This is a genomic window from Bacteroides sp. An51A (genome assembly GCF_002161565.1).
GTDB classification, from domain to species: Bacteria; Bacteroidota; Bacteroidia; order Bacteroidales; family Bacteroidaceae; genus Phocaeicola; species Phocaeicola intestinalis.
This window is the reverse complement of sequence record NZ_NFIC01000008.1, coordinates 160121-185658: the sequence shown is the minus strand read 5'-3', so window position 1 is coordinate 185658 and position 25538 is coordinate 160121. Positions and strand designations below refer to the sequence as shown.

Genomic DNA, 25538 nt, shown 5'->3' with positions numbered 1-25538 from the left:
CTACCTTACCGGTATCTCACGGATATTCGGTTTGATTCGTATCAAGCAATCTCATTATTTCCTCCACTTTCTCTTCCAGCGGACGCGTAGCATCTATCCAATGAATGGTAAACCCGCGCCGCTCCATCCCCCGGAACCACGTCATCTGCCGTTTAGCAAACTGATGGATAGCTATCTCCAACTGACGGAACATCTCATCGTAAGTCAAGGCTCCCGTTACATACAGGGTAAGGTATTTGTACTCCAGTCCATAATAGAGCAGGTCTTCCGGAGCAATGCCTTCTTCCAGCAACCGCCGTACTTCGTCCACCATTCCTTCGTCCAAACGCTGTCGCAACCGGTATGTAATCTTTTTACGACGCAAATCACGGTCGATATCCACCCCGATAATCAGACTATGGATTTCCGGAAAATCCCGGGCATCGACAGGTTGCGTGCGGTAATACTCTTCTATTTCGATGGCACGAATGGCACGTTTCACCGTATCTACATCGGTAGAATTATGCAAAGTCTTATACGTCGAAAGGAGAACCGTCAACTCTTCCAATGATTTACAGGCAAGTCTTTCACGCAATGCCGGATTTTCAGGTACAGGAAGCAACTTGTATCCTTTTAATACAGACTCCAGATACATGCCTGTTCCACCGCACAAGACGGGAAGCTTTCCCCGCGAACGGATATCCTCGTATGCCTGCAGGAAATCGTGCTGAAACTCGAAAACGTTATATTTCGTTCCAGGTTCTGCAATATCTATCAAGTGATAAGGTATCCGGTGTCCGTCTACGACATAGTCAGCAAGGTCTTTTCCGGTCCCCAAATCCATCCTGCGATACACCTGACGGCTGTCACCGCTGATGATTTCCGTATGAAGACGATGGGCCAAAGCCGCTGCAAGCGGTGTTTTTCCCGATGCGGTAGGACCTAATATGGTAATCAAGTCATATGTCATAAATATCCAGTTCTTTACAGACCCATAAATCACTTATCACGCACATCTCAACTGTTCAGGCTTGCCGAACGTACACGGCTCAAGGTTTCCGGAGTCATCTGGAGCAGCGAAGCGATGTAGACCAATGGTGCCCGCTTCAGGATTTCCGGATGCAGCTGGAACAGTTTGTTATAACGTTCATGAGCAGACTCGAAACGCAACGTGTCGGCCTTCACCTGCGATTCTATCAACGAATTCTCTAAAATCTTCCGATACAGCACCCCGATATCCACATATTCTATTGATAAACGGTCGATGCCTGCCTTGTCTATCTCCCACAGCACCGTCGGTTCCAAAGCTTCTATCATCAGACGGGTTGGCTCCTGACGGAAATAGCTTTCCAGACAAACCACCTCCCCTTTCTCGTATGCAATATGTTCGGTCATATCCTTCCCATACTTGAAATAGAACTGGCGCAGCATACCTTTCTCGATGTAACGCACACAAGTACATACTTCGCCTTCATTCAGCACCATTTCACCTTTCTTGTATTTCCTGCCGACCAAAATATCAGCCAATGCGTGAACACTTTCCTTAGCAAGCGCCACATTGTGATCGCCCGCCATCTGCCGCGCTATTTCAATACTCGTTGTCGTCATAGATATTTCGATTAAAAAAGTTTTTCATTTTACTTTGATCCGGTCGAATCCTTCTCCAAAGACACCAATCACCGCACTCTGCGAGACAAATGCATGAGGGTCAATATCCTTTATCAGGCGGAAAATGGTATTCGACTCCCGTTTTTTTGCCAAGACAAACATCAGTTTTACACCATTGTTCGTATAGCAGCCTACACCATCGATAAATGTCACCCCCCGATGCAGGTCTTTATTGATGCGGTGTCCGATTTCTTCGTATTTATTGGATATGATGAAAAACTGGACCGACTGGCGTGCACTGTTCACCACCTGGTCAATGACAAAACTGGTGATAAACAAGACTACGTAACCATAAACCACCCGCTCCCAATCATGCAACACCAGATAACTGGAAGAAATGATAATGACATCACACATCAGAATCACCCTCCCCAGCGAGATGTCGCGATATTTGTTCACAATGGCCGCAATGATGTCTGTGCCGCCTGTACTTCCGTTTGCAGAAAATGCCAGACCGATTCCACCGCCACAGAACGAAGCTCCCAGCACGCAAGCCATAAACGGCTCATCATGTATCAGTCCTCCCTGAACCAGCTTCTGGATAACAGCCAGAAAGACCGTAAGTACAATTACCGCCCAAATGGTCTTTATGCAAAACTTCAACCCGAGAATCTTCAATGCCAGCAACAGCAAAAATCCGTTGATAGCCAAATACGTATATTGTACGGGGAAACCTGTTGCCCAGTAAATAATAGAAGCAATACCCGGCACAGCTCCCGAAGGCAAGTTGTTGGGCAATAAAAACACCGTCCACCCTATCCCGTACATCATCATGCCCAAGGCTATCAGCAAATAATCTTTCGCCTCCCGCCATACGGGATTGGCTTTCAAAGTTCCAGTCAAATTCATGTCCGTTTCTAATTAGCTTTAATTTTCGGAATACAAAAGTATAAAAAACTCCGGAATAATCGTACAAAACCAACAGAATAAGTAAAGAAAACCCAAGAAAGCCTGCCAGTGCCGCCATGCCTGTACAAAAGCCCACATCAGCGGAAGGTCTGTCAAATACCAATGACGCATTGCCCTTCTTCAAGACACTATCAAATACTTGCTCCTGTCCATAACCCAACATAGCGGATGCCCAAAAGAATACTAAAATCAATACCGTTTTCATCACTTATACATTTATCCTATGAAAAAACACGATGTCATACAAAGATAAGGCTTTCTTTGTCATTTCATCCTGGCTTTCATCCTGACTTAGCATTAAATTCGCATTTTCTCCCCCAACATTTGCTTTCGCACTTGGATTGTATTATCTTTACAGATGTTTCAGTATTATGTTCCATGTGCTGTTGGAATATAAGACACCTTTTTATGGAAATCTTTCTATAACTTTCTGTTTCTGATTTCTTGGGCATTAATATTCCGGTTCCGGCTCGGCAGCCATAGGAGAAACTTCTTCAGGAAATTCATAACAAACGATGGAACGGTCTTTCAAATAAATATGGTTCAACGTATATGCCAAAGACTCTAACGTTTCATTCCTTTTCGCCGGCTTCAGGTCGCATTCCCACACCGTTATGCAATGCCAGCCCATCTTTGCCAGTTCACGTTGCTCCTTTTTATCACGTTCTTTGTTCCGCTCTATCTTCGCTTGCCAATACGCTGCATTCGTCCGAGGCAAATGCGAATACCTGCATCCTTCATGCCCGTGCCAGAAACAACCATTGACAAAGATAACCGTCCGATACTTCCGCAACACGATATCGGGATGCCCGGGCAAACGGGGATGGTTCAGCCTGTACCTGAATCCTCTCGAAAACAGATATTTCCTGACTATCATTTCCGGCTTGGTATCCTTGCCGCGGATAGCCGCCATACACCGGTGCCGTTGTTCTTTGGTTAGCTTGTCCATTATATATTATTTCTGCCCCGAAAGTTACATCAATTCCAACAACATCACAAAAACAAAGACACAAAATATGAAATTATTCGAATATTTTTTATACTTTTGCTACCCTTATATAACATAACCATGAGCAACAAAAGCAACAACCAAGGCAGAGCTTACGAATTTATTTGCCTACTTATCCTCCAAGAAGAGACAAGTAAAATACGTCCGGCAAGAATCGTTACAAACAGTAGTTATTATGCAGCCCAACGAGCATGGAATAAATTAGCTACGAATGTACAAAATATCTATAAAACAAGTGCATATGCAGCTGTTGCCAAATTATTCACATTAGAGCCACGGATTATCGAAAAAGGGGAAGATGTATTGGAATTATTGATACAAGCCGATAAAAAAGGAGAAAACGGTGATGTACGTGACATCTTAATTATACGCAATCACATCCATTGGGAAATCGGATTAAGCTTAAAACATAACCATTTTGCCGTAAAGCATAGCAGGTTAAGTGATCGATTAGATTTTGGCAGCAAATGGTATGGCATACCCTGTTCATCAGATTATTGGAAAGACACACAGTCCACATTCAATTATCTGAAAGCCAGTCAAAGGTCACATTTAAAATTCAAAGAATTGCCCAACAAAGAAAAAGATATTTATATTCCATTGTTGAAAGCATTCATCAATGAAATCAAGCGTCAATATGCGAAACATAAAAACATTCCCGGAAAGTTAGTCGAATATCTTTTAGGGGAATATGATTTTTACAAAATTATCAGTATTGATAAAGAACGGAATACAAAAATTCAATCTTATAACCTACATGGTACATTAGGGATGGCAAGCCAAACGCAAAAATCCGCAAAAATTATTCCCATAGCGTCCTTACCTACCCGAATTGTTAGTTTAGATTTTGTACCAGGCAGTCAAAATACAGTTGAACTCTATATGGATGAAGGCTGGCAATTTTCTTTCCGAATACATAACGCAAAAACCAATGTTGAGCCATCACTGAAATTTGACATTCAATTAATCGGTATGCCAATAACCATTATTACTTTAAATTGTTTTTGGAATTAATTATGATGACATTAATCAGTTTATTCTCCGGAGCCGGAGGTTTGGATTTAGGTTTCCATTATGCAGGATTCAAAACGATAATCGCCAACGAGCTTGATGCCAAAATATGCCCAACTTATCGGATAAATTTTCCTAACGTCAAACTGATAGAAGGAGATATACGGAATATCCCTTCTTCTGAATTTCCTGATGGCATTACCGGCATCATTGGCGGTCCTCCCTGCCAATCGTGGAGTGAAGCCGGTTCTTTAAAAGGCATTGAAGATGCTCGCGGACAATTGTTTTATGAATATATCCGCATACTTAAAGATAAACAGCCCCTATTTTTCGTTGCCGAAAATGTTTCAGGAATGTTAGCCAAACGCCACTCCAGTGCAGTAAGCGGCTTTATGAAATTATTTGACAAAGCCGGTTATGACGTAAATCTGAAAATGTTGAACGCCAACGATTACGATGTTGCAGAAGACAGAGATCGGGTCTTTTACATTGGCTTCCGAAAAGACTTGAACATTCACGATTTCAAGTACCCGACCCCGCTTAAACACAAACCGACTTTACGTGAATGCATTTGGGATTTACAAGACACAGCTATCCCTGCACGAGACAAAAACAAAACGAACGGAGATGCATGCATTGTGCCCAATAATGAATATTTTACAGGAGCATATTCTCCTATATTCATGTCGCGCAACCGAGTTCGTTCATGGGACGAACCTGGTTTTACGGTACAGGCAAGCGGACGCCAATGCCAGCTGCATCCTCAAGCTCCTAAAATGATTAAAGTAGAAAAAAACCTGCAAAAATTCGCAGAAGGATACGAACATCTTTACAGGCGAATGAGCGTCCGTGAAGTAGCACGCATACAAAGTTTCCCGGATAGTTTCAAATTTATTTACGATGACGTAAACTACGGCTATAAGATGATTGGCAATGCAGTTCCGGTCAACCTGGCTTATCACGTAGCTTTGCAAATCAAAAATACGCTAATAGAAAAAGGCATACTGCTTCCCGAAGATATAGCATAATTATGATGAAGGCAGTTTCGTTCTTTTCAGGTTGCGGCGGATTAGACCTCGGTTTCGAACAAGCCGGAATAGAAGTCATCTGGGCCAATGATATCGAGGTCTCCGTACATGAAACTTACCAATATAACCATCCGCATACCATTTTATGCAAATCTGATATTCGAAAACTGCATGCCTCCGACATTCCTGATTGTGACGGATTTATCGGAGGTCCCCCGTGCCAATCATGGAGTGAAGGAGGGAAACAACTTGGCTTAAACGACGAGCGCGGAAAGCTATTCCTTGATTATATCCGGTTAATAAAAGAGAAGCAACCTAAATTTTTTGTTATCGAAAATGTTAAAGGTATCATCAGCGACAAACATCTGCAAACGTTTTTATCTTTTCTTTCTATTCTTGAAAAAGCAGGTTATATTGTAAGCTATGCCTTATTGAATGCGGCAGATTTCCGCATTCCTCAAGACCGTTACCGAGTATTTGCCGTAGGTTTCCTAAAAGACTTGAATTGCAATTTTCACTTTCCATATCCTCTACAAGAACCTCATATAACTTTACAGCAAGCAATAGGAGACATCAATGTAGTTCCTCGTTTTTATGCGGATGGCGACACCGTAAATCAAACATACGGACGTTGGCTTAACCATGATGTTTTCACAGGTCCGTTTGATGCAAAGTTCATGTCACGCAATCGGGTACGTGCATGGAATGAAGTTTCATTTACCATCCAGGCACAAGCCAAGAACTGCCCTTTACACCCGCAAGCTCCGGCTATGAAATACATATCCCCGCACAAACGCATATTCGCTGCCGGATATGAACATTTATATCGCCGGTTCAGCATAAGGGAATGTGCCAGAATACAAAGCTTTCCCGATAGTTTCCGTTTCTTTTACAACGACATAAAAGAAGGTTATAAAATGGTTGGCAATGCCGTACCTCCCCGCTTGGCTAAATTCATAGCCCTAAATATAAAAAACACCTTCGCTTCTATCCATGCATCAGAAAAAGAATTCGTATTAGTAGGCTACTATAAGGATGAAAAACAATTGCATCTGACTTTGCAAAACAGGCTCTATTATGTCCGTTCTGGATTCAGGCGTGGTGCCCTGCAAATGCCAGTAGGCATGCCTGTTCCCGCCTATCTGTTATTGCATCATAAAAAAAGCCGTTTCTTATACAAACTCACTCCTGAAGCTCCTTCTTACGTAACAGCTGCTGATTTATCATCCAAAGGTTTCTCTCCTTCTGGCAATGAATACCTTACATTCGAATTAGAAAATACAGAAGAAGTTCATATCAAAGGCTTAGACCTGCAAGCTGTTCAATTCCCTAACGGATACAGGAACGCTACATTCCCTTATATAACCGACATGGAAACGCTAAGAAAAGAATTGAAGTAAATTCCAATGCCTGCGTTTTCCTCTGATTTTCTTATTTTCTCCCCCAAACATTTGCTTTCGCATTTGGATTGTATTATCTTTACAGACGTTTCAGTTCTATATTCCATGGGCTGGAACGTATATTCCACGCTTTGGAACGTATATTCCAGCCCATGGAATATACATTCCGCGCCGTGGAACATAAAATATATATTGCCGGAAACAGATTATAAACCTTAATATATCATATTATCATGGATGCTCTTTATGATTTCTTGCCTGTGCCTTCTGCCAATGCGGAAGACACCACACCACGCCTTTACCCTAAAATCGTGTCGAGAGGGACGGTTACGTTCGAGAAGCTGACCGAACAAATCGCCAACCATTCGGGACTGACCAAGGGGACCATCCTTGCCGTGATGGACGAAATAGAATATTGGACCGCACAATACTTGTCGGACGGATACCGGGTGCAGATAGGGAACATCGGCACGGCTTCGGTCTCGCTCAAAGCCAATACCGAGGTGTACGACCCCTCGGACGTGCATGCCCAGTCTATCCGGTTCGCCAAAGTAAGGCTTACGGCTTCGAAGAAATTCACCAAGCAATGCCAGGGGAACGTGCTCCGCGCGCCTTCCGGAAAGAAAATCTTACGGAATCCCAAGGTACATTCGGAAGAAGAAAGGCTGCAACTCCTCCAGTCGTATTTGGAAAGCCACGCCTATATCACCCTGAAAGCATACGGCGAACTGGCAGGACTGCCCAAGACCACCGCCTGGCGCGACCTGAACAAGTGGACGGAAGCACACCTTATCGGCATCGAAGGACGCGCGCCGCACCGGGTGTATGTGAAGCTTCCGTAAGACCTGAGCTGCCCCTACCGTCCCGTACACCATAGAAGCATCACGCATTTTATTCTTTACATTTTTCTATTTAGAAAAAGAATCACTATTTTTGCAACCGATAAGTGTAAAAACAAGAAAGCGTTATGACTGAAATGAATGCAACGGAAAGTTCAGAAAAGAAAAGCCTGAACTTCATCGAACAAATTGTGGAGAAAGACTTGAAAGAAGGCAAGAACGGGGGAAGAGTACAGACCCGGTTCCCGCCCGAACCGAACGGATACTTACACATCGGACATGCCAAAGCCATCTGCATGGACTTCGGCATCGCCAAGAAATACGGAGGCGTGTGCAACCTGCGCTTCGACGACACCAACCCCACGAAGGAAGACGTGGAATACGTAGAGTCTATCAAGGAAGACATCCAATGGCTGGGCTTCCAGTGGGGCAATGAATATTATGCTTCCGATTACTTCCAGCAATTGTGGGACTTCGCCATCCGCCTCATCAAGGAAGGAAAGGCGTATGTGGACGAACAGACCTCGGAAGAGATAGCGGCTCAAAAAGGTACGCCGACCCAGCCGGGAACGGAAAGCCCGTACCGCAACCGCCCCGTGGAAGAAAGCCTCGACCTGTTCCAGAAGATGAACGCCGGCGAGATAGAGGAAGGCAAGATGGTGCTCCGTGCCAAGATTGACATGGCAAGCCCGAACATGCACTTCCGCGACCCGATTATCTACCGTGTGGTGAAGACCCCGCACCACCGCACAGGTGATACATGGAAGGCATACCCGATGTATGACTTCGCCCACGGGCAAAGCGATTATTTCGAAGGGGTGACCCACTCGCTCTGCACGCTGGAGTTTGTGCCCCACCGCCCCTTGTACGACTTGTTTGTAGACTGGGTGAAAGAAGGCAAGGACCTGGACGACAACCGCCCGCGCCAGTACGAGTTCAACAAGCTGAACCTGAGTTACATCCTGCTGAGCAAGCGCAACCTCTTGATTCTGGTGAAAGAAGGGCTGGTAAACGGATGGGACGACCCCCGTATGCCGACCCTGTGCGGATTCCGCCGGAGAGGATATTCGCCCGAATCCATCCATAAGTTTGTGGACAAAATCGGATATACCACCTACGACGCGCTGAACGATTTCGCCCTGCTGGAAAGCGCGGTACGCGAAGACCTCAACGCCCGTGCCACCCGTGTGTCGGCGGTGCTGAATCCGGTGAAGCTCATCCTGACCAACTATCCCGAAGGACAGGTGGAGGAAATGGAAGCCATCAACAATCCCGAAGACCCGAACTCGCCTACCCATACCATCGAGTTCAGCCGCGAACTCTGGATAGAGCGCGAAGACTTTATGGAGAACGCGCCGAAGAAATACTTCCGCATGACGCCGGGACAGGAAGTGCGCCTGAAGAACGCGTACATCGTGAAATGTACCGGATGCAAGAAAGACGAGAACGGAAATGTCACCGAAGTATATGCCGAATACGACCCGCATACCAAGAGCGGCATGCCCGAAGCCAACCGCAAGGTGAAAGGCACCCTGCACTGGGTGAGCTGCAACCATTGCCTGAAGGCGGAAGTGCGCCTGTACGACCGCTTATGGAAGGTGGAGAACCCACGCGATGCTATGGCGGCTATCCGCGAAGAAAAGAACTGCTCGGCACTGGAAGCCATGAAAGAGATGATCAATCCCGACTCGCTGAATATACTGCAAGAATGCTACGTAGAGAAATTCCTCGCCGACAGCAAGCCGCTCGATTACCTCCAGTTCCAGCGTATCGGCTATTTCACACCCGACAAAGATTCAACTCCAGACCATCTGGTGTTCAACCGCACTGTATCGCTCAAGGATACCTGGAGCAAAATCAGCCGGAAATGACCAATATATAAGTGCTCTTTATCCACAAATGCCATAAAAAGACAAGTATCTTGCATCCCCGATGCACTTGTCGGGCATTTGTGTACCAAGAGCACTTGTTTACCCTGCTAATTCATAAACAAAAGACTAATCCATGAAAGAAGATCCATCCTCTATTTTTAACCAACCGGACTTCAAGGAAACCCTTGCCAAATACGAAAACATGGTACGCGAAGGCACACGCACCTATTTCGATGCCGATGACTTGACACTCATTGCCGAATATTATGCCAGCAAAGGAAATCCATATGCCTCGGACAAAGCCATCGACTATGCCTTGTCCCTCTATCCCGAAAATCAGGACGTGCTTGTCTTCAAATGCCACTCCCTGCTTAGCGGCCGGAATACAGACGAAGCGGATCTGCTGATTCATAACCTCCCCTATCAAAACGATTACGATACCCAGCTGCTCTATGCCGAACTATACCTGCAAAAAAACGACATGAGCCAGACACAGGCAACACTGAACAAACTCTATGAAGATTATCCGCACATCGACACTATACTCGATATCGCACAGCTGTACACCGATTATCAGCAAAAAAAATATGCTTACCCATGGATACAAAAAGCCTTGAATGAAAATCCGGATAATCTGGAAGCCCTGGAACTTATGGGACTGTACCAGTTTGAAATCCAACACTACGACCAGGTCCTCCAATGCTTCAACGCCATTCTGGACGAAGAACCCTATGACGTGAACAGCTGGCAAAACCTTGCCCGCTGCTATGCCCAGACCAAGGAATATGACAAGATGTTCGAAGCCATTGATTTTGCCATGGTAGCAGACGAGACAAACCTTACCACCTGGAAACTGAAAGTCGATTGCCATTTGATGCTGGAACAACTGCACGAAGCAATTCCCTGCCTTGAATACATCGAAAAGCACGTCCGGGAAAAAGAACCGATATGGTACATACTGGCATCCATTTATTTCGACTTGCTGGACTATGACAAGATGAAACAATATACCCAACTTATTCTTGACCACCGCATTACAGCAAGCGAAATTGTAGACATGGCAGAAATCTGCTACAAACACGCGTTAGCATGCTTGCGCACCAAAGAAATAACAGCATGTTACGAAACCATTGAATTGGGATTGCAATACAACGACAAATACCATCAGTTCTACCTGCTGAAAGGAGAATTATCCCTACTCTACAACGACACAAGCTCTGCCAAGAAATCTTTTAAAAAAGCCGAAGCCTACAGCTACAACATCCAGGATACATGGTTTGATATCGGTGTTATCTACTTTCAGGCATTTCACTTTAAAGAAGCCCTGGAAGCATTCAAAAAGATAGAAAAACACGATTATCAGGACTCGTTTAAAATAAGCTATCTTATCTCATATTGCTATTACCGTCTTGGAAAAATAGAAAAAGCACTCCACTATATGATACGGGGAGCTGTCTTTACCTCCAAACAACAGCTCACAGAGAGGCTCAAGACCATGCAAGAGCTGGACACTAATTTTTCTGAAATGGCATGGCACATTTACGAACTGATTCAAAACAAGGAATTAGATCCTTCTCCTTACTTGGGCGAATTATAAGAAGCTGTTTTGAATTTCTCCAAAAAGTTTTTCTTGGCTTGATGTATCCGTTTTCGTGTGTGCTTTGGGCGATTTTTTGGTCTTTTTCGCTCCTGTTCTTCGTCAGATAGCCCGCTATCTTCCTCATCACAGAAGCGAAAATGCCTCAAAAACTCATCCCAAATCATCGCACGATAAATTCAAAACAGCTTCTAAGTACGCCCACAAAAAGGAAAAGTTGAAAGTAAAAGAACTTTTTTCCTGATAAATATTTGGATATTACACGCAAACACTTTACATTTGCAAACGAAAGAAAAAAACAAGAGAACAAATATGAGAAATTACACAACACATCGCCACCATCATTACCTGACGTAAATATACGGTAGGCTGAAGGTCGTGTAATTTGATTATTATAAGATAAAAAAGGCTTGCCGTAAATACGGTAAGCCTTTTTGCTTTTTGAAACAACTAAAAAACAGAAATAACATGCTAAGAATTGCCGTACAATCCAAAGGTCGTTTATTCGACGACACCATGGCTCTGCTTTCCGAAGCAGACATTAAAATCTCTACATCGAAACGGACATTGCTCACCCAAGCCAGCAATTTCCCAGTCGAAGTTTTATTCCTGCGCGATGATGACATTCCGCAAACCATAGCCAGCGGAGTGGCAGACATAGGCATTGTAGGCGAAAACGAATTTGTAGAACGCAACGAAAAAGCAGACATCATCTATCGTCTCGGATTCAGTAAATGCCGTCTCTCACTAGCCATACACAAAGAAGAAAATTATCAAGGGCTATCGTGGTTTAACGGCAAGAAAATTGCCACTTCGTACCCGGGGATACTACGCAACTTCCTCGAACGCAACGGTATCCAGGCAGACATCCACGTTATAACCGGCTCTGTAGAGATAGCTCCAGGTATCGGACTGGCAGATGCCATCTTCGATATTGTCAGTTCCGGCTCCACACTTATCAGCAACAACCTGAAAGAAGTGGAAGTAGTAATGAAAAGCGAAGCCGTACTAATCGGTTATCCCGGACTCTCGCCCGAAAAGAAAACCATTCTTGACGAACTTCTCTTCCGCATCGAAGCCGTAAAAGCAGCTGAAGACAAAAAATATGTACTGATGAATGCCCCTACCGACAAACTGCAGGAAATCATCGAAGTATTACCTGGAGTGAAAAGCCCCACCATCATGCCGCTGGCTACAGAAGGATGGAGCAGTGTACATACAGTACTCGACCAAAAATGCTTTTGGGAAATTATCGGTAAGCTGAAAGCGCTAGGCGCACAAGGCATACTGGTTATCCCGATAGAAAAAATGATATTATAAAACGCCCTTCAAAACGAAGATATATTCATGCGAATCAGGAGTTAAACGTAGGTATATTCCATAGGAGTTATCACTTCGTTCAGGAGTTAAAGGCCAATAGTCCTGCTTCTGAAAACAGTGCAAGAGGTATTGGCATCTAGCTTCCAGCCCACCAAGTGGGCAATAACTCCATCTAACTCCCTTTTAACTCCTGACTGGCATGATTCATAAGCCATTTCAGTCAACTGCTGCAGTCCACGAAGATAACTGAAACGGCAAAGTAATATATCTTTAATTGAATATCCGCAATGAGCCAATGTAGGGGTGGGGGTCGCCCGCCCGTATGCGCCTGCGTGGATGTATTCGGGCAGGCAAACCCTGCCCCTACAAGTTAATCGGCAAGATGCGGACATTCATATATCTTTATTTTGCGCATCATTATTTTTAACAAACACTTAACTTCAAAACGCTTATGAACATCATACGTTATCCGGAACGTTCCGAATGGAAAGAGATACTGAAACGTTCGGCACTCCATACCGAAGACATACGCGATGCAGTAAACACCATCATCAATAAAGTACGCACCGAAGGAGACCGCGCCATCATCGCATACGAAGAACAATTCGACAAAGTAAAACTTGAATCGCTCGCCGTAGACGAAACCGAATTTAAAGAAGCAGAAAACATGATTGCACCCGAACTGAAAGAAGCCATCCGGCAAGCTTCAGCCAACATCCGTACCTTTCATGCAGCCCAACGTTTCGAAAGCAAAAAAATAGAAACCACACCGGGCGTGACCTGCTGGCAAAAAGCTGTAGCCATTGAAAAAGTAGGACTATATGTACCAGGCGGTACAGCCCCCCTCTTCTCTACCGTACTGATGCTTGCCATCCCCGCCCAAATAGCCGGCTGCAAGGAAATCGTACTCTGCTCCCCTCCCGGACAAAAAGGGAAAATACACCCAGCCATCCTTTACGCAGCACGCATGGCTGGTGTAAAAAAAGTATTCAAAGCGGGAGGCGTACAAGCCATAGCAGCCATGGCTTACGGTACAGAAAGCATTCCCAAAGTATACAAGATATTCGGTCCGGGAAATCAATACGTAACCGTAGCCAAACAACAGGTGTCCCTGCGTGAGGTAGCCATCGATATGCCTGCAGGTCCATCGGAAGTAGCCGTACTTGCCGACGGAACTGCCAGCCCGGTATATGTTGCTTCCGATCTGCTGTCTCAAGCCGAACACGGTGCCGATAGCCAAGCCATCCTCATCACCACATCGGAACAGTTGCTGGAAAAGACAAAAGCAGAAGTAGAGCGCCAGCTCGCCACGCTTCCCCGCAAAGCATTGACCGAACTTTCGCTCCGTTCCAGCAAACTGATTCTGGTAAAAGACCTGGCAGAAGCCATTGACATGGTAAACGAATACGCTCCCGAACACCTGATTATCGAGACCCAAAATTACAGAGATGTGGCAGAACAGATAGTCAATGCCGGCTCGGTATTCATGGGGCCGTATGCTCCGGAAAGTGCCGGCGACTATGCGTCAGGTACCAACCATACCTTACCTACCAACGGCTATGCCAAGGCATATAGCGGAGTCAGCCTGGATAGCTTTATCCGTAAAATCACCTTCCAGGAAATCACGAAAGAAGGAATACGGCGCTTAGGACCTGCCATCCAAATACTGGCAGCCAATGAACAGCTGGATGCACATAAAAATGCCGTTACCGTACGGCTCGACTGAATAAACCTGAAAACAAACCGTAAAACCGTGAACGAATGAAACCATTACAAGAACTGACACGCCCCAATATATGGGCACTGAAACCTTACTCTTCTGCCCGTGATGAATACAGCGGAAAAAGCGCTTCGGTATTTCTCGATGCCAACGAAAATCCTTATAACATACCCAACAACCGTTACCCTGACCCGTTGCAACGGGAACTGAAAGGACTGATTTCCCCTGTGAAAAAAGTAGCTCCCGAACAAATCTTCCTGGGCAATGGAAGCGATGAAGCTATTGATTTGGCATTCCGTGCCTTCTGCAGGCCGGGCATAGACAATGTAGTTGCCATACACCCTACGTATGGCATGTACCAGGTATGTGCAGACATCAATGATGTAGAATACCGGAAAGTACTGCTGGATGAGAAGTTCCAGTTCAAAGCAGCAGACTTGCTCAACGCTTCAGACAACAATACCAAGCTGATATTCCTCTGCTCGCCCAATAATCCGACCGGAAACAACCTCGACTCCAAGGAAATCATTACCTTGCTCAATGAATTCCAAGGCATTGTCATCGTAGACGAGGCATACGCCGACTTTTCCGACCAGCCATCATTCACAGGTATCCTTGACGAATATCCCAATCTGATTATCCTGCAGACTTTCTCGAAAGCATGGGGGTGCGCTGCCATCCGGTTGGGAATGGCATTCGCCTCACCGGAAATCATCGGCATCTTTACGAAAATAAAATACCCTTACAACATCAACCGACTTACCCAGCAGGAGGCCATCAGCATGATGCAACGTCATTATGAGGTACAACGCTGGGTAAATTCGGTACTGGAAGAACGCACACGATTAATGAAAGCATTTGCACAACTGCCGTGCTGCAAACGTATATTCCCAACTGATGCCAACTTCTTCCTGACACGTGTAACCCATGCCAAAGCCATTTACGACTATCTGGTAGGACAAGGCATCATCGTACGGAACCGTTCGAATGTTACACTTTGCGAAGATTGCCTGCGCATTACCATCGGCACACGCCCGGAAAACGACAAGTTACTGGAAGCATTACGAAACTATAGCACATCTGATACGAAATGAAAAAGAAAGTCCTTTTTATAGACCGTGACGGAACACTCGTTATCGAACCACCTGTCGATTACCAGCTCGACGCTTTCGAAAAGCTGGAATTTTATCCTTATGTGTTCCGCAACCTGCATTTCATCCGGACAAGACTGGATTTTGAGTTTGTCATGGTAACTAATCAAGACGGATTGGGGACAAGTTCCTTTCCCGAAGAAACCTTCTGGCCCGTACATAACCTCATACTGAAAACTTTTGCCAATGAAGGCATTACCTTCGACCGCATCTGTATCGACCGCTCTTTCCCTGAAGAGAATGCCCCTACCCGAAAGCCCCGTACGGGTATGCTGACCGATTATCTGGACAATGACACATACGACCTTGCCGGCAGTTTTGTAATAGGCGACCGTGTTACGGATGTAGAACTGGCAAAAAACCTAGGATGCCGGGCTATCTTATTACAACCGGATATGTCAATGATAAAAGAGGCTGACCTGAAAAAGACCTGTGTCCTTGCCACTACCGATTGGAACAAAATTGCAGAATTTCTTTTTGCCGGAGAACGTACTGCAGAAGTGCGTCGCACTACCAAGGAAACAGATATCCACATCTGCATGAATCTGGACGGGAATGGTACATGCCACATACAAACCGGATTAGGCTTCTTCAATCACATGCTGGAACAGATAGCCAAACACGGAGGAATCGACTTGGACATTGATGTAAAAGGAGATTTGGAGGTAGATGAGCATCACACCATCGAAGATACGGCAATAGCATTGGGCGAATGCTTAAACCAAGCCTTGGGGAACAAACGTGGTATCGAACGATACGGCTATTGCCTACCGATGGACGATTGTCTGTGCCGGGTAGCACTCGATTTCGGAGGACGCTCCTGGCTAGTATGGAATGCCTCGTTCCACCGGGAAAAGATAGGCGATATGCCTACCGAAATGTTCTTGCATTTTTTCAAGTCGTTAAGCGATGCCGCCCGGATGAACCTGAACATCTGTGCTGAAGGTGAAAATGAACACCATAAGATAGAAGGTATCTTCAAAGCTTTTGCCCGAAGCCTGAAAATGGCTATCCGCCGGGATATCTATCACTTCGAAATACCATCAAGCAAAGGAACATTGTAAATAATCCCCCATAAAACACGCCGAGGGTACATCTAAAACAGATGCACCCTCGGGTGTTTATTTTATATCAGATAAATTATATTATTTCAATAATTCAGCCAGCTTGGCAGCAATGTCTTCACCACGCAAGTCACGCGCAATGATATTTCCTTCCTGATCTACCAATACTGTAGCAGGGATAGCACGTACACCATACAATTTGGCACCCTCGCATTCCCAAGCTTTCAGGTCAGACATCTGCGGCCATGTAATATTCAAATCTTTAATCGCTTTCTTCCATGCTTCTGCATCACGGTCAAGAGATACACCTACGATACCAAAACCTTTGGCACTGTACTTTTTATAAGCAGCTACGACATTCGGCATTTCAGCACGACAAGGACCACACCAGCTTGCCCAAAAATCAATCAGTGTATATTTATTCTTGCCAATGAAGTCAGACAATTTTACACTTTCTCCTTCCGGAGTATTCATGGTGAAATCTACAAACTTCTGACCTACAGCAGTCTTAGCCAAAGTAGCCAAGTGCTCTTTCAGCTGAGCGACACCTTCGTTATTGGCAGCAATAGAAGCAGGAATCTGATCTACCAACGGCTGGATACGTTCTGACGGGAACGAGCTTGAAAAACGAGTCAACAGCTGTACACCTGCCACATTGGTGATATTCGAAGAAATTGTATTATAAATAATTTCACGGCTTAAGCTATCTTTCACATTAAGCTGTTCTTCGGCTTCCTTACGTTGTTCTTCACTCAATGAATCATTTTGAGTCTGCTCATACAACGCACGCATTTCTTTATTGATTGCATAAAACTCTTCAATGAACTTCTGGTAAGCATCGTTACATACAGTACCTGATACCTTCGACAGTTCATTATTCAATTCCATCGTAATAGTTCCTGCTTCGAGGAATACCGGGGAACTCATACCTTTCGGAGCATAGGATACGATACGGCTTGCAGCAATCGTATCAGCATCTCCCTTGAACTGGAAAGCCCCACCTTTAACTACTGCAGAATCGAGGTTAATCATCTGTCCATCCACAAAATTCTGCAAATACACCATCTCACCATCAGCTACATCGGCAATTGTACCATTAATTGTGTAACCCGGTTTGTTCTGACAAGAAGCAAACGCCAACATACCGGCGGTTGCCATCCACAAAAATGTTTTCATATCTTATGATTATTATAATTTTTTTTCGCTGAGCAAATATACGCTTTTTCTTTGACAAAACGAGACACGCCTCTTTTTTTTACATTTTTTAATTTCTCAAATATCATCACACTTCTCTTTTCAATCTTATCAGATTCTTTCTTTTTTGCCCGCTTTTGTTGTAAAAAGCCAGAAACCACATCATCTGTTGTCCCTGTCTCTTGCAGGCTTATTCCCCGAAAAAAACAACATGCCCAATGCACATACGGTATAACAGATGCGAAATGCTACAGGACTTATCCCTAACAAGGCATCAAGCCCTGTATAGTGTAAAGAGGCAAAAAACTGCACTACGAAAAACAATGTAATAAAATAGCCCGAAAAATAAACAAAGCCATACGACAGACCTCGTACCAAATCACGGTCGGTACGGTACATATCGATTGCAAAGCCATACACCATAGCCATCATCCCTACCATTACCGACAATAAACTGGTAAATCCCTCGGCCAATGGAGAGTTTCTTAACCCACCTGTTATACTTCGCACAACACCCCACGGTCCCCATGCCAATACAATACCGATAAACAAACATATGGCTCCCGCTACGATACTCCATCCCAATGCCCGCTTTTCTTTACGGGTACACTTTCCACGTTTCTGCAACAAGCGTAATCCAAGTGCCCCCAATCCTGAATGCATCCACAACCCTGCACCGAATGCCAGCACCAGCAAATGTCCCAGCAAAGGAGCATGCAGAAACCCAGGCACACTATTACGTAATTGCCAGCGGAAACCTTCGGCGCTGAGCAGGCTCTGTATGCCTTCCCAGCCGTAAATGCTTCCTACCCACGATAAAAACGCTGCCAGCAACGTAAGCAAGAAGAACACAGTAGCCGGATGCAAAAAATACCTATTCGTCATCAGGCTCCAGGTTATCAATATCCAAAATACGTAATTCGAAAGCACGGGTCACCAGTCGGCAGGCATTGACACCGGTACGCTCGTCAGGACGGAAGAGACGGCTTATCAAGTCATTCTGACGTTTCTCAATGGATTTTACCCCGAAAGGCATCCCTTTCAGATTCGTTATCATTTCTTTAGTATACCCCAATGCCAAGTGACGGAGCAAACGTTCGTCATACTCGTCAATATCATAATCAATCAAAGCTTCCTGCCTGCGTTGTTCGACAAGCACCGATTGTTTGAAACGTTCCACAATCTTCTCCAAAATAGGATAATTGAAAACCAATTTCTTACCTGCCATAACTGCGTCTACATCAGTAGCGGTCAGTAATTCACCGGTCTTCAATATGATGCCGTCGGCACCAGCGTTCAAGGCATCTACCCATAACCTTTCGTTCAGCACCTCTCCAGTGAATATCAGAACCTTCAGTCCTGGACGCTCCTTATGCAGACGGGCACAGATAGATACACCGATAGTGGTGGAGCCTCCCAGACCCAAGTCAAGCAAAACCAAATCCGGCGTCTGTTGATCAAGTAAATCCCAAAACTCAGCCTCAGTCATTGCAGTTCCAATCACTTCAGCATTCGGTATCTCATGACGGAAGATTTCTTCCGTACCTTTCAATTCTAATTTCACATCCTCAACAATAATGACTTTAAACTTTTCCATAATTATAATGTGATAATTTGATAATGTGCTAATGGGTTAATATCAATAGATTTCCTGTGTTATACCTTATTTGTTTTTTGCGGAATGGTAAACCATACCGTATATCCTCCTCCCTCTTCGGGACATGCATTGATACGACAGCCCCGCCTGCCCGCAAACTCATCGTGGTCACGTATAATCTGCTTGCACACCAGAAATTCGGTCCCGACCAGTTTATTACCACTTCCGGCATACATCCTCGAAAGTGAGGGATAAAACAAACCATTCAATTCTTCTTGCGTAAACGTGCGACGCCTGTCGGTAAAACAAAACCGGACAAATCCATTATCCAATTGTGCTGATACCGTAATCGTACCAGATTCCGGATAACGCAATACTTCATTTACCAGATTCTCGAACAGAAACTCCAACAGGACACTGTCGCCCGAGACCGCCAGTCCTTCAGGCATCTGAGTTTCCAGCATAAGCTGAAAAGGCAATTTACGGGTAACCTTCCGGAAATAGCGGTCCAGTCTTTCATTCAAGTATTCTACACGGACTTCAGCACGACGAAAAGTCACCTCATCCAATTGGCGGGCAGCACACGAACTGAGCAAGGTAAAAATATCCTTATAATAATTTACCAGCTCATCCACAGTCTGCAACTGCTCTTGTTCTTCCGTTTCCGGAAGCACATCCTTTTCATTCAACCGGTCGATTATCTGCTTGATGCGGTTGGGATAATAAATAGTCTCGTGCTTGATAGTAGACAAGCAGTTGTCGAGCACCATATTCTGTACGTGAAGCATATTTTCCTCGTGAAACACCCTGCGGGCATCATCCTGAGCCAACTCAATGTCGGTATATTTTTCGCGCACCCGCACCACTGCATTATACAATACGGCCGCCAAATAATCTACCACCAACTCTACCAACAACACATCTTCCTCGTTCAGCCTTTGCTGCATGACCTGCAGCGCAAACACTCCCATATGATGGATTTCACCACCCACTTCTACCCGAAGCGGCAAAGTCATCCATCCCGATGCTTCACCATACACCACAGCCTGCTTGTCGAAACACCGCTGCATCAATGTGCGTGCCTCATCAGCATCGGTATGAAAAGAGAAATACCAACGCAATGCAGCCGTTTCTTCATCGAAAAGCGCCAGTCCCAAAGCTGAAACAGGGAAAAGTTCATTCAACTCATCAATCAGCCTAGAAAACAATACCTCAGACATAATTTCACCGTCTCCATTAAGCCGGACCGATGAAACAATCCCCTGGTTTATGACAAACACTTGCTCCATATTGTAACGGTAATGCACCCTCTTCCGCCAGTACAGCAAATAATACCCCACCAGACAAGCGACAACAAGCAATACCAACAATACCAAAGCAATGATTTTATTATTGGCAGACTGACGCATCTGCACACAATACTGCTCCAGCGAACGGTCTTTGCTGATTTGCTTGTATAGCGAAGTATAAGCCAGGTTATTATAATAATAAGTAGGAAAATCTTTCACAGCCAAAGCGGCTACAGCTGACTCGTTGCGCACATCCAGCAAAATGTAATAATCAGTATCAAAATCCTTCTCCAGCCAGCTTTGCTCTGCCAGCACGTTATCATTGCGATACAGCTGCAACAACGGAGCATCGCATCCCGAATAGCACAAATAATGCATATTGAGGTAACGGAGCACACTGTCCGCATAAACCAATGCATCGGCATAACAACCTTCCACATTACACTCGTAAACCTGATTGGCATAATCATTTGCTATTGCCAGCAGACTATCGTACGAAGCCACCTGACCAGGAGCCTGGACCTCATCAGAAACATGCCTGCCGCAACTGGTTCCGGCACATGCCACCAATACGATCCCTATGAGACACAATGCCCGTTTCACCCCTTTGGGCAAACGAAAATAAAAGCGGCTTCCCTTGCCCGGTGTGCTTTCGATGGCAAAACAGCACACGCTAAACAAGGCATTGGTCTTCCGGTATTTTTCAATAATGCCTTTACAATTCATCAATCCGAATCCGTGCCCTTTCTGGCTGCGCAATGATTGCACATCACCCGCCGTAGCCAGTCCGATATGACCCGAATCGTAAACCTTCTCACCCAAAATACAGTTCACATCTTCTGCCGTCAATCCAGGTCCGTTGTCCGAAACCGATATTTCCACATACGCATCAGTTTCATCCGCCCTCAGTTCCACATGCCCTCCTTCAGGCGTATATTTACGCGCATTTTCGGCCAGCGTATTAATCATGAACAGAGTCAGGGCACGATCAGCCTTTACCACGGCACTGGTAGAACAAATATCCAGGGTCTGCCGTTTCATTTCAAACGACCGCCTGCCCTTCCCTATCATTTCGAACAATTCATTCAAGGAGAAATTCTCGATGTTCAAGCTGACTATCCCTTGGCGCATCTTAATCCAAAGGGCAAGAATATCATTGTACTCGTTGATACGAGTTATCAATTCATCAATATAAACATATTTCCCCCTCTTTACTGCCTCCTGACGGGCATAGGGAGCCAGCCTCAACTTACGCACTTCATTGGCCACACGGTCGATATAAGGTAAAATGCCGGTCACGATAGCCAGACAAGCTTTCTTCACCACATTTTCCTTCTTGTTTTCTGTCAGATGTTGCTGGTGGATATATTGCTCTTTTTCCACCTTGCGGCGCTCGTCATCAAGCGAAACCAGATTAGCCCCATTGACCAATGTCCATGCCAGGTAAGGCGAGACCAATTGCAACAAAGCTTTTCCTTCCTTATGCAAGGGATGCTTCAAAGCCATCCAGACACATCCGATAACCCTTTCGTCCTCGGAAGAAATCAAATCGAAACGAAAACCTGTTGTTCCCTCTGGCAACAGAAACGGCAATGTATCGGACAATACCCCCGTATCTTCATCCTTCAGGCAAATCTGTATGTCCACGGCACCGAATATATGGAAGAAATCTTCCCGTACAGTCTGTTGAACCGCATCGACTACCTCTTTCATGTCTCCTGCCGAAGCCGGTACAGCCGATATGATTTTCCGGCACAATTCAAACACCTGTTTCAAGACAGACAGATACAGCCGGTTCCGTTTTTTCCAACGCCGGTTCAACATGACAAACAGACCTATCAGCATTCCCAGTCCAAACAATACCAGAAAGAGCAATGCATTGAGCTGTTTCGCTTCACGCTCTAAAGCAGCATAACGGCTTTCCAGTAACTTATCCTGCCGGGTATAGTCCAGCAAGTCCAGGTAAATATTCCGGTTATAGTCGGATTGCTGCTTCATCCCCATTGCCGAATACGTACGGCTCAGCTGTTCGCGCAGACGCAGAATCCACTCCGGAACGGTTTTAATGCCCTCATCAGCTATCCATTTCAATTCAATGGGACGTCCACTGCCTGGAATATACGTGCGGAGGCGGTCAAAGGTATCGGTACAATGATAAAACCTTTCATGATGCAAGTTAACATATCGCAAAGCTGTGTCCAGATTGGGCAAAGCCTTCTCAGGACAACCCATATAATTATAATAGGTAGCCAAAGTGCGGTAAGTCCCCGAAATCTGATACCAGTCACCGTATTGCTTGAACAAATCCAAAGCCTGACGCGCATACGCAAGCGGAAGGCTGTCAAGAGGCAGGTCGCGGTCGTTTACCAGACGTAACATATCCCGGCTGTTGCGAGACAATATCTCACGGTTCCGCCGGAAATTCAACAATTCGGCCAATGCCTGCAACGCGTTTGCCTCAAAATAAACATAACCTCTCGCCCGGCTAGTCATCAGACAATTGACCAAATACCCCAACTCTCCCGCAAGCAACTTCTCGCGTGTAGGAGCTTCATACATACCGCCTGACCCCCGCATATAAACATAATACAACCATTGCGCCGTATCTTTCCGGATAGCATCCACATCTATAGCATCTATAGCCTGCAAAGATGCCTCTTGCTGCTGAAGGTAATAAAAGTAAATACCTGAAACGATATAAAACTCGGATATGGCATAGTTCAGGCGAAGCCTGGTATGTGCGTCGGTAATCTGCTTCTCGTCTTCACGGATGCGCTTCATCCTGCGAAGTGCACTGCTCCGGTAATCATAAAACTCTTTATTCATAGCCGTGCGCTGGCAAATCTTCATCATTCCCACATCAGCTATCAGGAACTCGATTTCATTATCACCTTCTCCAAGCGCCTGACGGTACAGCCGGGAAGCATGTTCGAAATCCATCCGCATAAAAGCACAGAAAGCCTCACTATTCAATGCCTCGGCACGCAGGTCAGAGTTGCCAGCCGCCAGCCGAAACGCTTCCCGTGCAGCCTGTGCCGATGCATCCAGGTCGCGGTAACGCATGGCATAAGCCGTCCGGTTCAGCGAATCCGCCCGCAAATAAGCATCCGTTCGTCCCGTGTGCCTGCCACATGACAGGCATACCCCTAAAAACACCATCCATAACCAAACCGCACCGTGTAATGTCCGCATAATCCCTCCCTGCATGACAATGAAAAAAGAGGTCATACCATCAGGTACATAAAACCAAATGGTACAACCTCTTAGCTCCAGTCGAAAGAATTGTTATTTTTTAGATTCCTCTAAAGATACTTTTCTAAATTCTTTCAATGCCTTTTCCAATTCCAACGAAGCTTTGCGAGCACGCGTACCTGCAGCCTTATTTCCTTTTGAAGCCTGCAATTCGGCATCTGCAATCAAAACTTCATTCAATTCTTTGATTTTTGCAATTAATTCGTTCATAGCTTTTTCTATTTTGACCTTAAACATTTTCAAAGTAAATATAAATAACCCAATGTATAGCAGTTCGCTCCTTCTTTTTTACATTATTTAGTATTTCCGGTTCCATTCTATTGCAACCAAGTTGCAAAAACACAAATTGAATACAAAATCCGGACTTTCAAGTATTGGCTAACCTGAAGATTACGTTTACCTTTGCAGCAACATAAAATAACAAGAATCATGTCACATCAACACGTACACGAACACAACCATACGCTGACATCGCTCAACTCGATATTCATCGTATGCATCGTCATCAATCTGCTCTTTGTCGTCATCGAAGCCGGTGCAGGCTTCATCTTCAATTCACTGGGACTGCTGTCCGATGCCGGACACAACCTGAGCGATGTGTTCAGCCTGCTGCTGTCACTTTTCGCTTTCCGCATGTCAAAACACCGCAGCACCGAACATTTTACTTATGGGTACAAAAAAAGTACGGTGCTAGTATCACTGCTCAACGCCATCATCCTGCTGATTGCCGTAGGCGCCATTATTATCGAAAGCATTTACAAGCTGAAAACTCCCGAACACGTATCAGGCGCAGCTGTATCATGGACGGCAGGCATCGGCATCATTGTAAACGGCGTAACAGCTTGGCTCCTGATGAAAAACCAGAAGCACGACCTAAATGTGCGGGGAGCTTTCCTTCACATGGCAATGGACACCTTGGTTTCAGTAGGCGTGGTCATATCCGGCATCATCATCATGTTGACCGGATTTGTACTCATTGATACCTTCATCAGTTTAGCCATCGCCCTCTTGATACTGGTTTCTACCTGGAAATTATTGAAAGAAAGTCTTTTCCTTTCCTTAGACGCCGTACCCGAAAGCATTGACCTGCAAGAAGTGAGGAAACACATCGCCGAAGTACCTGGCGTGGAAAGCTTCCACCATTTCCACGTATGGGCGATGAGCACTACCGAAAATGCTGCCACCATCCACATCGTGTTAAAAGACCTGACCCAAATGGAAACCGTAAAACATGCTGTAAAAGAAGAACTGTGCGAACATGGCATTCAGCACAGTACCGTAGAATGCGAGTCTCCCGGAAGCCATTGCAACGATTCGTGCTGCTGCCGGTAAACATACATTATGACTGATGATAATTCTCTTAGGGATTACCCACTATTTATAATGAATAGTACTGATCCGTATTGTAGGGGGAGTATCGCATACGCCCTGAAAACATCCACGTGGATTAGTTGGCGCATTCGGGCGTATGCAATACGCCCCTACATGGGATGTTTGCGGATATTCAAATAAATTTAACGAAGTATTATGATTAGTTTATATAATGCGAATCAGGAGTTAAACGTAGTTATGTTTCACAGGAGTTATCACTTCGTTCAGGAGTTAAAGGCCAATAGCCTTGCTTCTGAAACCGGCGCAAA

The 25538-nt window shown here is 45.2% G+C and carries 21 protein-coding genes; 11 read left to right on the top strand and 10 right to left on the bottom strand.

Going from position 1 to position 25538, the window contains the following annotated elements; genetic code table 11:
- Positions 1–16: 16 nt before the first annotated feature.
- From miaA to B5G04_RS15980, 4 genes are all read right to left on the bottom strand, one after another.
- Complete coding sequence (gene miaA / locus B5G04_RS15995; protein ID WP_087398023.1) at positions 17–949, bottom strand: tRNA (adenosine(37)-N6)-dimethylallyltransferase MiaA; 933 nt, start codon at positions 947–949, stop codon at positions 17–19.
- 47 nt (positions 950–996) lie between these two features.
- Positions 997–1587 carry a Crp/Fnr family transcriptional regulator gene (locus tag B5G04_RS15990; RefSeq protein WP_087398022.1) on the bottom strand — a complete coding sequence of 197 codons (591 nt, stop codon included), beginning with the start codon at positions 1585–1587 and terminating at the stop codon, positions 997–999.
- 24 nt (positions 1588–1611) lie between these two features.
- Complete coding sequence (locus B5G04_RS15985) at positions 1612–2496, bottom strand: YitT family protein (protein WP_022041205.1); 885 nt, start codon at positions 2494–2496, stop codon at positions 1612–1614.
- Between the two features lie 511 nt (positions 2497–3007).
- Positions 3008–3505, bottom strand: a complete 498-nt coding sequence (locus B5G04_RS15980) for a very short patch repair endonuclease (protein WP_087398021.1) — start codon at positions 3503–3505, stop codon at positions 3008–3010.
- A 120-nt stretch (positions 3506–3625) separates the two neighbouring features.
- Here B5G04_RS15980 and B5G04_RS15975 point away from each other — a divergent pair, with 120 nt between their 5' ends.
- From B5G04_RS15975 to B5G04_RS15950, 6 genes are all read left to right on the top strand, one after another.
- Positions 3626–4579: a HaeIII family restriction endonuclease gene (locus B5G04_RS15975; protein ID WP_022041203.1), complete on the top strand. Its 954-nt coding sequence runs from the start codon at positions 3626–3628 to the stop codon at positions 4577–4579.
- A gap of 5 nt (positions 4580–4584) precedes the next feature.
- On the top strand, positions 4585–5604 hold the full coding sequence (locus B5G04_RS15970; RefSeq protein ID WP_022041202.1) for a DNA cytosine methyltransferase: 1020 nt from the start codon (positions 4585–4587) through the stop codon (positions 5602–5604).
- A 2-nt stretch (positions 5605–5606) separates the two neighbouring features.
- The gene (locus B5G04_RS15965) at positions 5607–7004 is read left to right on the top strand and encodes a DNA cytosine methyltransferase (RefSeq protein WP_239414126.1); all 1398 of its coding nucleotides are present in this window, start codon (positions 5607–5609) and stop codon (positions 7002–7004) included.
- A gap of 233 nt (positions 7005–7237) precedes the next feature.
- Positions 7238–7846 carry an HU family DNA-binding protein gene (locus tag B5G04_RS15960; protein WP_087398020.1) on the top strand — a complete coding sequence of 203 codons (609 nt, stop codon included), beginning with the start codon at positions 7238–7240 and terminating at the stop codon, positions 7844–7846.
- 125 nt (positions 7847–7971) lie between these two features.
- The gene (locus B5G04_RS15955; protein WP_087249350.1) at positions 7972–9714 is read left to right on the top strand and encodes a glutamine--tRNA ligase/YqeY domain fusion protein; all 1743 of its coding nucleotides are present in this window, start codon (positions 7972–7974) and stop codon (positions 9712–9714) included.
- Positions 9715–9847: 133 nt separating this feature from the next.
- Entirely contained in the window at positions 9848–11311 is a 1464-nt protein-coding gene (locus B5G04_RS15950) for a tetratricopeptide repeat protein (protein WP_087398019.1), read from the top strand.
- On the opposite strand, the gene B5G04_RS15945 is transcribed toward B5G04_RS15950, so the two are convergent.
- Positions 11293–11478, bottom strand: coding sequence for a hypothetical protein (locus B5G04_RS15945; protein WP_158100122.1), 186 nt, complete (start codon positions 11476–11478; stop codon positions 11293–11295). The genes B5G04_RS15950 and B5G04_RS15945 overlap by 19 nt on opposite strands.
- A 301-nt stretch (positions 11479–11779) precedes the next feature.
- On the opposite strand from B5G04_RS15945, the gene hisG reads away from it, so the two are divergent.
- The 4 genes from hisG (at position 11780) to hisB (ending at position 16566) form a co-directional block, all read left to right on the top strand.
- A complete protein-coding gene (hisG, locus tag B5G04_RS15940; RefSeq protein ID WP_087211149.1) occupies positions 11780–12631 on the top strand; it encodes an ATP phosphoribosyltransferase in 852 nt (283 codons plus the stop codon).
- Positions 12632–13082: 451 nt separating this feature from the next.
- Positions 13083–14357 (top strand): histidinol dehydrogenase, encoded by a 1275-nt coding sequence (hisD, locus tag B5G04_RS15935; RefSeq protein WP_087211152.1) that lies wholly within the window; start codon positions 13083–13085, stop codon positions 14355–14357.
- A gap of 35 nt (positions 14358–14392) precedes the next feature.
- A complete protein-coding gene (gene hisC, locus B5G04_RS15930) occupies positions 14393–15445 on the top strand; it encodes a histidinol-phosphate transaminase (RefSeq protein WP_022041194.1) in 1053 nt (350 codons plus the stop codon).
- Positions 15442–16566: a bifunctional histidinol-phosphatase/imidazoleglycerol-phosphate dehydratase HisB gene (hisB, locus tag B5G04_RS15925; protein ID WP_087398017.1), complete on the top strand. Its 1125-nt coding sequence runs from the start codon at positions 15442–15444 to the stop codon at positions 16564–16566. Before hisC ends, hisB begins: the two co-directional genes overlap by 4 nt.
- Before the next feature lie 81 nt (positions 16567–16647).
- Here the strand turns inward: hisB and B5G04_RS15920 are convergent, their stop codons facing one another.
- From B5G04_RS15920 to B5G04_RS15895, 5 genes are all read right to left on the bottom strand, one after another.
- On the bottom strand, positions 16648–17742 hold the full coding sequence (locus B5G04_RS15920) for a TlpA disulfide reductase family protein (protein ID WP_087211158.1): 1095 nt from the start codon (positions 17740–17742) through the stop codon (positions 16648–16650).
- A 180-nt stretch (positions 17743–17922) separates the two neighbouring features.
- Positions 17923–18645 (bottom strand): AbgT family transporter, encoded by a 723-nt coding sequence (locus B5G04_RS15910; RefSeq protein ID WP_022041191.1) that lies wholly within the window; start codon positions 18643–18645, stop codon positions 17923–17925.
- On the bottom strand, positions 18635–19357 hold the full coding sequence (locus B5G04_RS15905; RefSeq protein ID WP_022041190.1) for a DUF5932 domain-containing protein: 723 nt from the start codon (positions 19355–19357) through the stop codon (positions 18635–18637). The genes B5G04_RS15910 and B5G04_RS15905 overlap by 11 nt, the downstream gene beginning before the upstream one ends.
- A gap of 59 nt (positions 19358–19416) precedes the next feature.
- Positions 19417–23838, bottom strand: coding sequence for a DUF5113 domain-containing protein (locus tag B5G04_RS15900; RefSeq protein WP_239414125.1), 4422 nt, complete (start codon positions 23836–23838; stop codon positions 19417–19419).
- A gap of 93 nt (positions 23839–23931) precedes the next feature.
- Entirely contained in the window at positions 23932–24108 is a 177-nt protein-coding gene (locus B5G04_RS15895) for a hypothetical protein (RefSeq protein WP_022041188.1), read from the bottom strand.
- A 219-nt stretch (positions 24109–24327) separates the two neighbouring features.
- Here B5G04_RS15895 and B5G04_RS15890 point away from each other — a divergent pair, with 219 nt between their 5' ends.
- Positions 24328–25230 carry a cation diffusion facilitator family transporter gene (locus tag B5G04_RS15890; RefSeq protein ID WP_022041187.1) on the top strand — a complete coding sequence of 301 codons (903 nt, stop codon included), beginning with the start codon at positions 24328–24330 and terminating at the stop codon, positions 25228–25230.
- The last annotated feature ends 308 nt before the right edge of the window (positions 25231–25538 follow it).

Excerpts from the sequence above, each read along its gene's own strand:
- B5G04_RS15985 (WP_022041205.1), bottom strand. The coding sequence starts at position 2,496 with ATGAATTTGACTGGAACTTTGAAAGCCAATCCCGTATGGCGGGAGGCG.
- hisB (WP_087398017.1), top strand. The coding sequence starts at position 15,442 with ATGAAAAAGAAAGTCCTTTTTATAGACCGTGACGGAACACTCGTTATC.
- B5G04_RS15920 (WP_087211158.1), bottom strand. The coding sequence starts at position 17,742 with ATGAAAACATTTTTGTGGATGGCAACCGCCGGTATGTTGGCGTTTGCT.
- hisG (WP_087211149.1), top strand. The coding sequence starts at position 11,780 with ATGCTAAGAATTGCCGTACAATCCAAAGGTCGTTTATTCGACGACACC.
- B5G04_RS15950 (WP_087398019.1), top strand. The coding sequence starts at position 9,848 with ATGAAAGAAGATCCATCCTCTATTTTTAACCAACCGGACTTCAAGGAA.
- B5G04_RS15890 (WP_022041187.1), top strand. The coding sequence starts at position 24,328 with ATGTCACATCAACACGTACACGAACACAACCATACGCTGACATCGCTC.
- B5G04_RS15900 (WP_239414125.1), bottom strand. The coding sequence starts at position 23,838 with ATGCGGACATTACACGGTGCGGTTTGGTTATGGATGGTGTTTTTAGGG.
- B5G04_RS15905 (WP_022041190.1), bottom strand. The coding sequence starts at position 19,357 with ATGGAAAAGTTTAAAGTCATTATTGTTGAGGATGTGAAATTAGAATTG.
- B5G04_RS15970 (WP_022041202.1), top strand. The coding sequence starts at position 4,585 with ATGACATTAATCAGTTTATTCTCCGGAGCCGGAGGTTTGGATTTAGGT.
- B5G04_RS15945 (WP_158100122.1), bottom strand. The coding sequence starts at position 11,478 with ATGATTTGGGATGAGTTTTTGAGGCATTTTCGCTTCTGTGATGAGGAA.
- B5G04_RS15955 (WP_087249350.1), top strand. The coding sequence starts at position 7,972 with ATGACTGAAATGAATGCAACGGAAAGTTCAGAAAAGAAAAGCCTGAAC.
- B5G04_RS15980 (WP_087398021.1), bottom strand. The coding sequence starts at position 3,505 with ATGGACAAGCTAACCAAAGAACAACGGCACCGGTGTATGGCGGCTATC.
- hisC (WP_022041194.1), top strand. The coding sequence starts at position 14,393 with ATGAAACCATTACAAGAACTGACACGCCCCAATATATGGGCACTGAAA.
- B5G04_RS15960 (WP_087398020.1), top strand. The coding sequence starts at position 7,238 with ATGGATGCTCTTTATGATTTCTTGCCTGTGCCTTCTGCCAATGCGGAA.
- B5G04_RS15895 (WP_022041188.1), bottom strand. The coding sequence starts at position 24,108 with ATGAACGAATTAATTGCAAAAATCAAAGAATTGAATGAAGTTTTGATT.
- miaA (WP_087398023.1), bottom strand. The coding sequence starts at position 949 with ATGACATATGACTTGATTACCATATTAGGTCCTACCGCATCGGGAAAA.
- B5G04_RS15910 (WP_022041191.1), bottom strand. The coding sequence starts at position 18,645 with ATGACGAATAGGTATTTTTTGCATCCGGCTACTGTGTTCTTCTTGCTT.
- hisD (WP_087211152.1), top strand. The coding sequence starts at position 13,083 with ATGAACATCATACGTTATCCGGAACGTTCCGAATGGAAAGAGATACTG.
- B5G04_RS15990 (WP_087398022.1), bottom strand. The coding sequence starts at position 1,587 with ATGACGACAACGAGTATTGAAATAGCGCGGCAGATGGCGGGCGATCAC.
- B5G04_RS15965 (WP_239414126.1), top strand. The coding sequence starts at position 5,607 with ATGATGAAGGCAGTTTCGTTCTTTTCAGGTTGCGGCGGATTAGACCTC.
- B5G04_RS15975 (WP_022041203.1), top strand. The coding sequence starts at position 3,626 with ATGAGCAACAAAAGCAACAACCAAGGCAGAGCTTACGAATTTATTTGC.